The organism is Streptomyces sp. NPDC057697 (genome assembly GCF_042799335.1).
Taxonomy (GTDB): domain Bacteria; phylum Actinomycetota; class Actinomycetes; order Streptomycetales; family Streptomycetaceae; genus Streptomyces.
The window spans coordinates 256711-270192 of record NZ_JBHVJA010000012.1 but is presented as its reverse complement, the minus strand read 5'-3'; the positions used below and the strand labels follow the sequence as shown (position 1 = coordinate 270192).

Genomic DNA, 13482 nt, shown 5'->3' with positions numbered 1-13482 from the left:
AGCCGGTCATGGGGAACATTTGTCCAATCCCCCGCCGCGTACCGGCAAGGACAGTGGGCGCATGACTGATTCCGACGGCGGTTCGTACGTGAACGGCGGCGCCGAGGCCGCCGAGAGTTCCTTCCTGCCCCTGGACGGCGGTGACATCCACGTCTGCCAGGACGGCCCCCGCGACGCCCCCGCGCTCCTGCTCATCCACGGGTCCGCGTCCTCGACCCGCTCGTGGAACGCGCTGGTTCCGCTGCTGACCGGGGCTCACCGCGTCATCCGGTTGGACCTGCTCGGCCACGGCCGGTCGGCCAAACCGGCCGATGGCGGCTACTCGGTCCCCGACCAGGCGCGTCGGGCGGGTGCGGCGCTGGACCTGCTCGGCGTCGAGCACGCCGTGGTCGTCGGCCATTCCAGCGGCGGTGTGGTCGCCACCTCCCTCGCCGAGCAGCGGCCCGGCTTGGTGACCGCGCTCGCGTTCATCAACACCGGCCCCGGTCTGGGCGCCCTGATCGGATCCGGGTCCGCCGCGGGCGGCCCCTCGCAGTGGCCACCGACCGACGAGCAGCTCCGGCGGATGGCGAGCACGGGCTTCAGCCGTACGGGCTACCGGGTCCCGGAAGAGCTCCTGGACGATGTGCGCGCGATGACCCTGCACACGTTCCTCACCACGATGGACGCCACCCGTTCCTACCTGGAGCAGCGGCCGCTGCCGGACCGGCTGGCGGGCCTGGGCAAGCCGCTGCTGGTGCTCTTCGGCGAGGACGACCGCAGATGGCGGTCCTCGTCGGCCCTCGACTACCGCGCCGTCGCGGGTGCGGAGATCGTGTTCCTGCCCGGTCTCGGGCATTCGCCGCTGCTGGAGGATCCGCCGCGGACCGCGACGCCCCTGCTGGCCTTCACCGCGGTCCACTGCGTACGGGAGGGCTGAATGGAAACGAGGCGTGCCCCGCGGATCCTCGTCTCCGGCGCCGGCGTCGCCGGTCCGGTGCTGGCCTACTGGCTCACCAGGCACGGCTTCTCCGTCACCGTCGTGGAGCACGCGCCGGCCCTGCGCAGGTCCGGCGGCCACGCGGTCGACCTGTTCCGGCCCGCGGTGGAGATCTCGGAGAAGATGGGCGTGCTCCCGCGGATCGAGGAGCGGGCCACCGGCACGAACCGGATGACCGTCCATCCGGAGGGCTCACGGCGTCCGGTCCGGGCGGATCTGGCCAAGGTCTTCGGCGCCGCCTCCGACCGGCACGTGGAGATCATGCGCGACGACCTGAGCGCGATCTACTACGATGCCGCGCGCGACGACGTCGAGTACGTCTTCGGCGACTCGATCACCGCGATCTCGCCCGACGGCGAGGTCCGGTTCGAGAATGCGGCGCCGCGCCGTTTCGACCTCGTCGTCGGTGCGGACGGGCTGCACTCCAACGTGCGCCGCCTCGTCTTCGACGACGAGTCCCGCTTCCGCTCCTTCATCGGGGCCTACTTCGGGGTGGTGAGCCTGCCGAACGCCTCCGGCCTCGACGGGGAGCTCCTCCTCCACGTCGGTGTCGGCCGCACCGCCGGCATGTACGGGGCACGGCACCTCGGCGACGCGCGGGCGTTGTTCCTGTTCCGGAGCGAGCACGAGCTCGACTGCCACCACCACGACGTGCGTCGGCAGAAGGAACTGCTGCGCGGTGCGTTCGCCGGTATGCACACCGATGTGGACCGATGGCTGGACGGGCTCGACCGCACCCCGGCGTTCTACTTCGATTCGATCACCCAGCTCCGCATGGACTCCTGGTCGCTGGGCAGGGTGACGCTCGTCGGGGACGCGGGCTACTGTCCCGGGCCGGCCGTGGGCGGCAGCACCAGCCTCGCCGTCGTCGGGGCGTACGTCCTCGCCGGAGAGCTGGCACGGGCGCGCGGCGACCACGAACGCGCCTTCCCCGCCTACGAGCGCCTGATGGCGGAGCATGTGCACGGCAGCCGCGCGTCCGCGCTGAGCGCGGCGAAGACCCTGATCCCCACGTCCCGCCTCGGCGTGTGGGGACTGGCCCAGGGCGCGCGCCTGATCTCCGCTCTTCCCGCGGCCCCCGGCCGGGCCCTCGTCCGCCTCGGTACCAGGAGCGCGCGCCTCTACAACTCCGTGACCGTCGAGGACTATCCGCCCCCGGCCGCCGCGTCGGGAGGGCCCGGCGGCCGCGCGGGTGACGGCCGAGACGGCCCCATGAGCGGGTGAGGGGGGCGGCTCCCGCCTGCGCCCGGCGCAGTCCTCGGCATGCCCGGGGCCTGCCCGGCCGCGGAACGGGCCCCCGCCGCCTCCGCGCCGGGAGCCGCGTGATGCGAACGCCGAGGAACCGCGGCACCCGTTCACCCGACGGCTGTCGGGCCGCCAGGCCCTCAGGCCCTCAGCAGGGCCGAATCGTATGGACGTTCGTCCACGTCGAGTAGTTCGGGGTGGAGCTGTACGGTGCCGGCGTGGTGTAGAGCAGGGACCCGTTGTTGCGGTAGAAGCGGGCCTCGGTGCCAGGTGTCTGGTCGTTGATCCACGACCCGTTGCCGTCCCAGGGGATGCCATAGGACTGGCAGGTGTACATCTTGATCTCGCTTCCCCCGTAGCTCGTCCCGGAGCAGGCGCAGAAGTAGCCGCTGTGGACGTCCCCTTCGAGGCACGGGTCGTACAGGGCGCCGGACGGGGACGCCCCTGGGCCTGGCCCTGCTGCGCGGGGAACTGCCGACCGCGGATGCGCCCTGACGGCAGCCCGTCCACGAGGGTGGCCGTCGGCCGTCCCCGGGCCACGTTGCACCGGGGCGTACGCCCGGGGTCAGGCTGCCCGTCGCCACGGCGGCCGGGCGCGTGTGAGCCGACGCGGACGCGCGTCCGCTCGCATACGGGTGTGGTCGGGCGGGTTCGCGGCCGCACCGCCCGGGGCCGGGCCGGATGGTCGTGCAAGCTGGCGCAGGGGCCGGCGCGGGTCGGCCTCTTGTCGGTCGTATGCCGCGGTCCGGCCCGTGTGGTACGGGCGCACAGGTCGAGCCGCCTTCCAGGATCGAGGTACAGAAGTGACGTACACAGCCCAGGAACGCCCGCGCGTCGGCTGGATCGGGACAGGCCGCATGGGGTTCCGGCTCGCCGCTCGGCTGCTGGACGCGGGGCACGACGTGGCGGTCTTCAACCGGACCCGTGCCAAGGCCGAGCCGCTGGCCGGGCGGGGAGCCACGATCGTCGACCGGCCGGCCGATCTGGCCGACCGGGACGTCGTCTTCACCACGGTCTCCGCCTCGTCCGACCTGGAGGCGGTCACCACGGGTCCCGGCGGCGTGCTCACCTCGCCGGACGCCGCTCCGGGGGTGCTCGTCGACAGTTCCACGGTGTCCACGCAGGTGTCCGCGCTCATCCGGGAAGCGGCCGCCGGGCGCGGGACCGGGTTCCTGGCGGCCCCGGTGAGCGGCAACCCGAAAGTGGTCGCCGCGGGCAGACTGACCGTCGCGGTCTCCGGCTCGCGGGAGGTCTTCGACCGGGTCGAGCCCTTGCTGGCGCAGCTGGGACGCGGAGTGACCTACGTCGGTGAGGGCGAAGTCGCCCGTCTCGTCAAGATCGCGCACAATGTCTTCCTCGGTGTCGTCACCCAGTCGCTCGCCGAGATCACGGTCCTCGCGGAGAAGGGCGGTGTCAGCCGCACCGCCTTCCTGGAATTCCTCAACGACTCCGTGATGGGTTCGGCCTACACCCGCTACAAGTCGCCCGCGCTGGTGAACCTGGACTTCAGCCCGACCTTCACCATGCCGCTGCTGCGCAAGGACTTCGACCTGGGGCTGGCGGCGGCCCGCGAGTTGCAGGTCCCGATGCCGCTCGCCGCCGCCACCGCCCAACTCGTCGCGAGTGCCATCGGCGCCGGGCACGTCGAGGAGGACTTCGCCGCCCTGATCCTCGAACAGGCCAGGAACTCCGGGCTCACGCTGGAGCCCCGGGACGTTCCCGTGGACGACGGGCTGTCACCGGAGGTCTGACCGGCGAGGGTCCGGGCCGACGGCGTACGGCCGCCGCCCGGACCCTGTGCGCCCGGGGGCTGCCGCCCCGGTCGATGTGCCGGGGCCTCCGCTCCTTCGAGGGCCGCTTCGGCATGCGCGCGACCGTGCCTCCTACGACGTGATGCCGGCCACCAGCACGTCGATGAAGGACTCCCGCTCGGCGGGGGTGCTCGGCCGGCCCTCGATACCCGGGCGGGTCTGCCACGGCAGGGGGCCGGTCTCGCGCCGGTACTCGACACCGACGGCGTCCAGGCGGGCCAGATGGTGGTCCAGCCTGCCCCTGAACTCCTCGTACCGGCGCTCGCGGGTGCTCCACAGCGCCTCGGCGACAGCGCACAGGCGGGGGAACGCGAAGTAGTCGACGGTCCGCGGCGAGTCCATGTGCTCGGTCCAGATGTTGGCCTGGCCTCCCAGCACGCGTGCGCGCTGCTCGTCCGTCAGACCCGGCGGCACCGGCTCGAATCCGTACGCCGTCTCCACGGTGACGGGCACGGACACGGGGATCGGCTCGTCGGTGCGCTCGGACTGCCGGTAGTCGAGATACACCTGGTCGTCCGGGCACGCGATCACCGACAGGCCCCTGCGCGCGGCGGTGACGGCGCCGGTCATGCCGCGCCACGAGGCGACGACGGTCCCCTCCGGCACCTCGTCCTCCAGCAGGTCGTCCCAGCCCAGCAGGCGGCGTCCGCGCGCGACGACGTGCGCGCCGAGCTGCCGTACGAACCAGGAGCGCAGTTCGTTCTCGTGCCGCAGCCCGCGTTCGCGCATCAGCTCCTGGGTCCGCGCGTCCTGGCTCCACTCGGTCGTGGGGCACTCGTCGCCGCCCACCCCGACGACCGGGCCGGGGAAGAGGTCCATGATCTCGTCGAGGACGTCGCGGTAGAAGTCGACGGTCGACTCCTCCATGTTGAGGACACGCGAGGTGACCCCCCACCGTGTCCACACCTCCGACTGCCCGCCGCCGACGCCCAGTTCGGGATAGGCGGCGATCGCGGCCTGGGAGTGCCCGGGGACGTCGATCTCAGGGACGACGGTGATGTGCCGCTGTGCCGCGTAGGCGACGATCTCGCGGATGTCGTCCTGGGTGTAGAAACCGCCGTGCGGCCGCCCGTCCCCCGGTGCGTCGGGGGACGCGCCGAGCGGGGATTCGCGCCGCCACGCGCCGGTCTCGGTGAGCCTCGGGCGACGCAGGATCTGCACCCGCCAGCCCTGGTCGTCGGTGAGGTGCAGGTGCAGTGTGTTGAGACGGTGCATGGCCATCAGGTCGAGGAAGCGCAGCACGTCGTGCTTGGGCATGAAGTGCCGTGCCACGTCCAGCATCGTGCCCCGCCAGGCGAACCGCGGGGCGTCCTCGACGCACACGGCGGGCGCGGCCCACCGCACCCCGGTCACCTCGGAGCGGCGGTGGACCTCGGCGGGGAGCAGTTGCAGCAGGCTCTGGCATCCGTAGAAGGCACCGGCGGGGGCGCCTGCCTCGATGACGGCACCGTCGGCGGTGGTCCGGAGCCGGTACGCCTCCGGGCCGAGGTCCTGCGCCGTCCTCAGGTCGATCGCGTGGCGCGCCTCGGGCACGAGTGGCAGGTCGAGTCCGGTGGAGGGCCGCAGGACCGACTGCAGCCAGCGGGCCGTGGGGCGCAGCTCGGGAGCGGCGGTGATCGCGGTCGCGCCGTCGAGCAGGAACACTCCGTCGCCGGTGCGTACCGATGCGGGGTGGGGAAGGAACATCGGAGGGGTCATCCTTTCACTGCTCCGGCGGACATGCCGGAGACCAGCTTGCGCTGGATGAGGAGGAAGAACACGACCACCGGGAGGGAGAAGATGACCGAACCGGCCATCTGCGCGCTGTAGTCGGTCCCACTGGCGGGGTTGGTGAAGGAGGCCAGCCACACCGGCAGGGTGTACTGGCCCCGGTCCTTCATGAACGTGTAGGCGATCAGGTAGTCGTTCCAGGCGGCGATGAAGGCGAAGATGCTCGACGCGACCACACCGGGCAGCACCAGCGGGAAGAGGATCTTCCAGAGCATCTGCCAGGTCGACGCGCCGTCGATCCGGGCGGCCTCCTCGATCTCGACGGGAATGGCGGCGAAGAACCCGCGCATCACCCAGATCGAGAACGGCAGTGCCAGCGCGAGGTAGGCGAGCACCAGGCCCGTGTACGTGCCCAGCAGCCCGGCCTCGTTGAAGACCAGGAACGTGGGGATGAGCAGGGCTGTCCCCGGCAGCATCTGCGCGACGAGGATCGCGACCATGACGGTGCGCCGGCCGCGGAACCGGAACCGTGAGACGGCGGCCGCGGCGAACATGCCGAGCACGACGGCGACGATCACGGTGGCGCCGACCACGAGCAGGCTGTTGCCCAGGTTCGTCCAGAAGCCCGTGCGGTTGAGCGCGACGTCGAAGTTGTGCAGGGTGGGCGAGGAAGGCCAGAAGTGCGGTGTCGCCGTCATCGCCTCGGAGCGGGGCTTGAGCGCGGTGTTGACCATCCAGTAGACCGGGAAGATCCAGACGAGGCAGAACACGACCGCCAGGCTGTTGCCGAGCAGCCTGCCCCGGGTCGCGGTGGAGCGGGTGCGGCGGGCGCGGAGCTTGGTCACAGGTCCTCCCCGGAGCGCAGCAGGCGTCGGATGTACAGGGCGGTGACGGCGAGCAGTATCGCGGTCGTGATGACGGAGAGCGCCGCTCCCTGGCCGACCCGGAAGGCGACGAAGGCCGTTCGGTAGGCGAAGACTCCCAGTGTGGTCGTCGCGGAGTCGGGTCCTCCGGCGGAGACGAGCCAGATCTGGTTGAAGACGTTGAAGTCCCAGATCACGGACATCAGGGTGACCAGTGTGAGGGTGGGCCGGAGGAAGGGGAGGGTGATCGACCACCACACGCGCCACTCGCCGGCCCCGTCGAGCCGGGCGGCCTCCTGCACCTCGGACGGCATCTGGCTCAGTGCCGCGTAGAGGGTGAGTGCGATGAAGGGGACGGCCTGCCAGACGATGAGCAGCCAGATGGACAGATAGGCCAGGGACGCGCTGTTCGACCAGTCGGTGTTGGTCATGTCGCCGAACAGGCCGGTGCGGGTGAGCATCCAGTTGACGACGCCGTATCCCGGCTGGAAGAGCCACTTCCATACGAGGGAGGAGGCGACCGTCGGCATGGCCCAGGCGAGGATGAGGACGACGGTGACGGTCATGCGCATCGCCGACCCGAGCCGGGTGAGGAGTTGGGCGACGCCCATGCCGACCGCGATGCTGCCCGCCACCATCGCGGTGGTGAAGGCGACGGTCCTGGTCAGGGAGGACCAGAACTCGGGCTCGGCCAGGAGGTCGGTGTACTGGCGGGTGCCGACGACGTCGAACGCGCCGGTGAACAGGGAGCGCTGGTCGTAGTCGGTGAACGACGCGTAGACGAGGAAGGCGATCGGCGCGACGGTGACGGCCAGCATCACCAGCCCGGCGGGGGTCAGCAGCCCCCAGGCCACCCATGGTCCGCGGTGGCGTGCGGACGCGGAGCGGATGGCGGTGGCTCCGGGGCGCGGCGGCGGGACGTCGGCGGTGTGCCCGGGTCCGGGGGGTGGGATCGCCGCCTCGGGGTTGCCGCGGAGGGTCTGGTCAGTGCCGGGCATTGAGTACCTTGCCCGCCGTCTCGTCGAAGGTGTCGGCCGCCTGCTTCGGGTTGCTGGTCCCGGAGGCGATGGAGGAGAACACCTTGTCGATGTCCTTGTTGCCTTCCAGCTCCGCCCAGTCGGCGGCGGCCGGGGTGGCCTTGGACCGCAGGGCCGCGTCGAAGAAGCCCCGGAAGAGGGGGGCCGCCTCGCCGCGGGCGGCCTCGACCGCGCCCGTGCTGTTCGGGATCCAGCCGTCGTGGCCGGCCACCCACTGCTTCTGCACGGCCGGTGCGGTCGCGGTCTTCACCCATTGCAGGGCGAGGTCCGCGTGGCCGCTCTTGGCGGCAACGGCCCAGTCGGAGCCGCCGAGCATCACGGGCTGGGACGTGCCGGACCCGCCAGGGAACGGGAAGGTTCCCAGGTCGGATTCCTTGAAGGCGGGGTTGGCCTTCTTGATGAGCGCGATCGTGGCGTTGGTCGCGCTGATCGCGGCCGCCTTGCCGTCCGCGAAGACCCGGGTCTGGTCGGGGTTGAGGGTGTCGATGGTGCGTGTGGACGGTGCGGAGAACTCGTTCTGGAACTTCCGGTACGCGTTCAGACCCCGCTGTGCCGCTTCGGTTCCGAGCGCTCCCTTCCAGGTGGAGCCCTTCTTCGCCGCGATGTCGCCGCCCGCGTCCCACACGAACTGCACACCGGTGTGCCAGTACCGGCCCGGCAGGTAGAAGGGCGAGAAGTCGGAGGCGGGGTTGGCGGCCCGGATCCTGCGCAGGGCGCTGGTCAGTTCGTCGAGGGTGGCGGGGGCCTTCTTCACTCCCGCCGCGGCCCAGATCTTCTTGTTGTAGATCACCGCGCGGGCGCCCGCGAAAGAGGGCACGGCGTACAGTCGCCCGTCCACCGTCGCGGGCTCTTCGAGACCGGCCAGCCAGGACTGGCCCTGTCTGAGGTCCTTGGTGTACGGGGTGAGGTCCATCAGTCCCCCGCTGGCGGCGAAGCTCGCCACCTGCGTGTTGCCTATGTCGATGACGTCGGGCGGGGTCGAGGTGGCGAGTGCTGTGGTGATCTTGGTGGTGATGCCGTCCCAGTTCTGGACCTCCACCTTCGCCTCGGCACCGGTCTGCCGGGTGAACTGCTCCTTCATCGCCTTGAGCGTGGCGTCGGAGTAGTCGCCGTCCATCACCCACACGGTCAGGGTCTTGCCCTCGCCCTTGACGACGGGGACCGCCCGGGGCTTGTCGTCACCTCCCGGGCCTCTGCCGGCCGACCCCGAACAGGCGCTCGCGCCGAGGGCGACGGTCAGGGCGGCGGCCACGAGTGCACTGTGCCGCAGGCCTTTATGTGTCATGGGAACTCCTGGAGTGGAAGAAGCTGGGACGGAAGTGCGGAAGAGCGGAAGAGCCGGTGGGCGGAGGACTCGCGTCCTCACCACACGCCCAGTTCGCCGGAGAGGACCATGCCCGCTCCGCCGAGCAGGATGAGGTCCGGGTCACCGGCGAGCGAACGCATGGTCAGTGAGGCGCTGATGGGGGCATAGGTGCGGGCCCGGATCACCGCGGTCGCGGAGTCGAGGAAGGGGCCCTCGATGAGGTCCGGCGGGCCCAGCAGGGCGATCTCGTTGAGGTTGAGGACGCTGCTGATCGGTGCGAGCACGGTGCCCAGGGCCCGGCCCGCGTCGGCGAGTACGGCGTCGCGACCGGCCGGGTCCCGGCCGGCCATACGGCTGCGCAGTTCGGTCGCGTCGATCAGCGGCTCCAGACATCCTCGGTGTCCGCAGACGCAGGGATCGCCGTTCTCGTCGACGGTCACGTGTCCGATCTCGCCCGCGGCGAACTGTTCGCCCTCGACGAGTTCGCCGCCCACGATCAGGCCCGCGCCCACGCCGTGCTCGATCGTGATGACCATGAGGTTCTGTGTCCTGGTGTCGCGGAAGCGCAGCACGGCGAGCGCGGCGATGTTCACGTCGTTGCCGACATGGGCCGGTACGCCGAAACGCCCGGAGAGCTGTGCGGCGAGGGGAAGTTCGCTCCAGCCCAGGTGAGCAGCGTGATGGATGACTCCGGCGTCGCCGACGATGCCGGGCGAGCCGACTCCGATGCCGAGGACGCGCCGGGGCGCCAGGTCCATCAGCTCCCCGACGAGCTGGAACACCAGTTCGGCGGCACGTTCGCCGACGGCGTCCCCATACCGCACACGGGTGCGCCGGACCACTTCACCCCGGAGGTTGAGGACCGCACCGCTGAAGTGGTCGCTGCCGGAGAGGTCCAGGGCGAGGATGTGGGCGGCGTCGTCGTCGATCCGCATCACGTTCGCCGGCTTGCCGAGCCGGTTGCCCTTGCGCGGGCCGGTGTCGACGACGAGCCCGTCGCTTTCGAGGTCGGCGACGAGCGTCGAGACCGTGGGAGCGGTGAGCCCCAGGGTCCGTGCGATCTCCGACCTGCTCATCGCGCCCCGGTGGTACAGCGTCGCCAGGACCAGTGTGCGGTTGTGGACCCTGCTGTCCAGCGTGCTCGCCTTGGTCCGTTCGGGCGGCTGCCGACGCGCGGAGACCCGTGCCAGCCCGCGATCGGCGCGGCGGCGGGGGTCGGTCGGCGGCTGGAACGGATCGGTCACTGAGTTCGCCTCCGGATAAGTAAAGACCCTTTAGTTAAAGGACCTTGGATATGTTCGGGCCGCGATGCCGCGACGTCAAGAGATCTGCACGACCAAGATCCGCACTCCCCATAGCGGACTATCCCGACACAACATCCCGTATGCAACTTCCGTGATCAATTCGCCAGTTGAGTGTTTGACTGAGTGCGGTTATGTTCAACCACCTTCGGAACGCTGCGGGTTGGCGTTCACTTTCTGTGCGATTCGGAGGTGTGGTGTGTCTCGTGCGTGGGACAGATGTGCGTTGTTCGTGGTAGCCGCTCTGACCGCGGTGACGGCTTCGGCCGCCACCGGGACGGCTTCGGCATCGACATCGGAAACCCGGGGGTCGTCGCCCGGACGCGGCGTGACGGTGATGACGTTCAACATTCACCACGGTGCGGATCCGGACGACGTGCTGCATCTGGAGCGGGTCGCGGAGACGGTGCGGAAGTCGGGGGCCGATGTGATCGGCCTGCAGGAGGTGGACCGGCACTTCGCCTCGCGCAGCGACTTCGTCGACCAGGCGGCCTGGCTCGCGAAGCGCCTGGGCCTGCACCTGGTGTACGGTGCCAACCTCGACCTGGACCCGGAGAAGCCGGGCGATCCGCGACGCCGGTACGGGACGGCGGTCCTTTCCCGCTTCCCGATCGTGAACTCCCGCAACACGCTCCTGCCCCGTTCGGACGCGGGCGAGCAGAGGGGCCTGCTGGAGGCGGACCTCCTGGTACGGGGAGAGAAGTTGCGTTTCCTGAACACCCATCTCGAAGACACCTCGCAGGCCGAACGACTGACGCAGGTGGCGGCGGTCAATGCGATCGTGAACAGCTCCCGTCTTCCCACGGTGCTGGTGGGCGACCTCAACACGACGCCGGGCAGCGAGGAGATCACCGCAATGACCAAGCGGCTGACCGACACCTGGCCGGTGGCCGGGAGGGGCAGCGGGTTCACGTACGACTCGGTGAATCCGCATGAGCGGATCGATTACGTGTTCACCTCGAAGGGCGTCCAGGCCCGGCGCGCCAAGGTTCTGGACGTGGCGGTCTCCGACCACCGGCCACTGAGGGTGGAACTCAGCATCCGGTAGAACGGGGCGTCCCCGTCACCGGAGCGGGTCCGGGGCGGTCGGAGCGGTCGGAGCGGTCGGGACGGTCGGGACGGCGGACACGTGTCGCCGGTCGAGGGTTGACATCGATGTCGGACGCCGATTCCCTGCCTTGAGCCGAGTGCACCGGGCGGACCGGGCGGATACAGCGGACCGGTGCGGACCGAGCAGGCCCGGCCAGGAGAAGCACCTTCCCGTTTCCCGGCCCCACCTGGCACCGCCCGTATCCCCGCCGTCGACCTCGGCCTCGACTTCGACCTCGACTGCGGCGCCGGATCAGGCGACGGCATCTCCGGGTCGTTGCCCCGCAGCAGCCCCAGGGGCGACGACCCGGGCCACGCCCAGGCAGGGCGTACACCACGACCGCACGCACCGAAGCCCGTGCCCGACCGGCCCTTTCCGAGCGTGTCGGGAAACAACCCAGCGAAAGCGGAGACCGATGACCCTACCCATGCCCTGGCGCTCCCGGGCCGTACGCACAGCAGGAGCGGCACTCGTGGCCGTCGCCCTGGCGGCGTCCACGGCACCGGCCGCCTCCGCGACGACCGCGTCCCGGGACAGCTCCCGGCACGTGCAGTACGTCGACTGCGCAGCCTCGACCGGAACGGCGAACGGCTCCCGCACACGGCCCTGGAGGACGCTGGACCAGGTCAACCGCCTGCACTTGAGGACCGGCAGTTCGGTCCTGCTCAGACGCGGCACCCGCTGCACCGGCACCCTCGCCCCGCAGGGCACCGGGCGGCCGGGCAGCCCCATGGTGATCGGCGCGTACGGGCAGGGCGCGAAGCCGGTGATCGACGGCAACGGCAACCCCGAGACCCTGCTGCTGCGCAACACCCAGTGGGTCGAGGCGAGCAACCTGGAGATCACCAACTCCGGCAACCCCGGCCGCAACAAGCGCGGGGTCCGCGTCCAGCTCCAGGACTACGGCACCGGCACCCACTACCGGCTCACCGGGCTGGACATCCACGACATCCTCGGCGACGACACCAAGGGAACGGAGGGCTCCGCCGGCATCCTGTTCTCGGTGACCGGCTCCGCCGTGCCCACGAGGTTCGACGACGTGCTCGTCTCCGGCAACACCGTCCGCACCGTCGACCGGGAGGGCATCTACTTCGCGTCCACCTGGAACAACCGTCCGGTGCACGGCGACTACGACCCGAACGGCCCCGGCTACCTGCCCTCCACCCGCGTCGTGGTCCGCGGCAACACACTGAAGGACCTCGGCGGCGACGGCATCGTCATCACCGCCACCGACGGAACGCTGGTGGAGCACAACCGCCTCGACGGATTCCAGCGGCGCTCCGCCGGCTACAACGCGGGCATGTGGCCCTGGAACGCGGACAACACCGTCTTCCAGTACAACGAGGTGTCCGGTGGCGAGACCACCCGCGACGGCATGGCGTACGACGTCGACGAGGGCACCTTCGGCACCGTCTTCCAGTACAACGTCAGCCACGACAACGCGGGCGGCTTCTTCCTCGTCTGCACCGCCACCGGCACCCTCGGCGACGCCGTGATCCGCTACAACGTCAGCCGCGACGACCACTTCCGAGGCATCGAGACCTGCCGCGGCTCCTTCGAAGGCGTCCGCTTCCACAACAACACGATCCATATCGGCGCAGGCGTCAGCCAGACCGTCGTCAACGAGAACACGACCGAGCGGCACGGGATCGCCTTCGAGAACAACATCGTGGTCAAGAAGGGCCCCGGCACCGCCTCCTTCCAGCTGCGCAGCGGCAGCGTCACCCTTTCCCACAACGACCTCGTGAACACGGCGGACGCGCCCGCGAACCCCGGTGGCACCACCGCCGACCCGCTGCTCTCCGACCCCACCGGCCCGCTGCCCCTCGGCCTGCGGCTGCGGCACGGCTCCCCCGCCCTGCGCGCGGGCGTCCCCGTCCCGGGCTCCCCCGGCCGGGACCTGTACGGAAACCGGGTCGGCAACCCGCCGAACATGGGCGCCGACCAGGGCCACGGCACCCGTTAGCGCGGTAACCGTCCCCCAGGGCCACACGGTCTCGTCGAGCGGCTCATCGGTCCCCTCCTCGGACGGGGACCGATGAGCCGCCCGGCCGCCCACCGCATGGCACGGGACGCGAGAAGTCAGGGTCCCAGGAAGCACCTTGGCCCCTCCGCCCGAACCGTCCCTCCCGTCGCCGGT

The 13482-nt window shown here is 70.7% G+C and carries 11 protein-coding genes; 5 read left to right on the top strand and 6 right to left on the bottom strand.

The features are described from left to right. Window positions 1-61 precede the first annotated feature (61 nt). Window positions 62-919, top strand: coding sequence for an alpha/beta fold hydrolase (locus ACFVFH_RS28125; RefSeq protein ID WP_383773624.1), 858 nt, complete (start codon window positions 62-64; stop codon window positions 917-919). Next, entirely contained in the window at window positions 920-2203 is a 1284-nt protein-coding gene (locus ACFVFH_RS28120; RefSeq protein ID WP_383773622.1) for an FAD-dependent monooxygenase, read from the top strand. 169 nt (window positions 2204-2372) lie between these two features. Here the strand turns inward: ACFVFH_RS28120 and ACFVFH_RS28115 are convergent, their stop codons facing one another. Next, window positions 2373-2561 (bottom strand): hypothetical protein, encoded by a 189-nt coding sequence (locus tag ACFVFH_RS28115; RefSeq protein ID WP_383773620.1) that lies wholly within the window; start codon window positions 2559-2561, stop codon window positions 2373-2375. A gap of 466 nt (window positions 2562-3027) precedes the next feature. On the opposite strand from ACFVFH_RS28115, the gene ACFVFH_RS28110 reads away from it, so the two are divergent. Then, window positions 3028-3975 carry an NAD(P)-dependent oxidoreductase gene (locus ACFVFH_RS28110; RefSeq protein WP_383773618.1) on the top strand — a complete coding sequence of 316 codons (948 nt, stop codon included), beginning with the start codon at window positions 3028-3030 and terminating at the stop codon, window positions 3973-3975. Window positions 3976-4107: 132 nt separating this feature from the next. Here ACFVFH_RS28110 and ACFVFH_RS28105 read toward each other — a convergent pair whose 3' ends face one another. From ACFVFH_RS28105 to ACFVFH_RS28085, 5 genes are all read right to left on the bottom strand, one after another. After that, on the bottom strand, window positions 4108-5721 hold the full coding sequence (locus ACFVFH_RS28105; RefSeq protein WP_383773616.1) for a beta-N-acetylhexosaminidase: 1614 nt from the start codon (window positions 5719-5721) through the stop codon (window positions 4108-4110). Between the two features lie 8 nt (window positions 5722-5729). Then, a complete protein-coding gene (locus ACFVFH_RS28100; protein ID WP_383773614.1) occupies window positions 5730-6590 on the bottom strand; it encodes a carbohydrate ABC transporter permease in 861 nt (286 codons plus the stop codon). Then, entirely contained in the window at window positions 6587-7606 is a 1020-nt protein-coding gene (locus ACFVFH_RS28095; protein WP_383773612.1) for a carbohydrate ABC transporter permease, read from the bottom strand. The genes ACFVFH_RS28100 and ACFVFH_RS28095 overlap by 4 nt, the downstream gene beginning before the upstream one ends. Continuing rightward, a complete protein-coding gene (locus tag ACFVFH_RS28090; RefSeq protein WP_383773610.1) occupies window positions 7593-8930 on the bottom strand; it encodes an extracellular solute-binding protein in 1338 nt (445 codons plus the stop codon). The genes ACFVFH_RS28095 and ACFVFH_RS28090 overlap by 14 nt, the downstream gene beginning before the upstream one ends. A 77-nt stretch (window positions 8931-9007) precedes the next feature. Then, entirely contained in the window at window positions 9008-10195 is a 1188-nt protein-coding gene (locus tag ACFVFH_RS28085; RefSeq protein ID WP_383773608.1) for an ROK family transcriptional regulator, read from the bottom strand. Window positions 10196-10589: 394 nt separating this feature from the next. Between ACFVFH_RS28085 and ACFVFH_RS28080 the strand changes: the two genes are divergently transcribed. Together ACFVFH_RS28080 and ACFVFH_RS28075 are read left to right on the top strand one after the other, a co-directional pair. Then, a complete protein-coding gene (locus ACFVFH_RS28080; RefSeq protein ID WP_383773606.1) occupies window positions 10590-11300 on the top strand; it encodes an endonuclease/exonuclease/phosphatase family protein in 711 nt (236 codons plus the stop codon). 457 nt (window positions 11301-11757) lie between these two features. Further along, window positions 11758-13308, top strand: coding sequence for a right-handed parallel beta-helix repeat-containing protein (locus tag ACFVFH_RS28075; RefSeq protein ID WP_383773604.1), 1551 nt, complete (start codon window positions 11758-11760; stop codon window positions 13306-13308). Window positions 13309-13482: the final 174 nt, after the last annotated feature.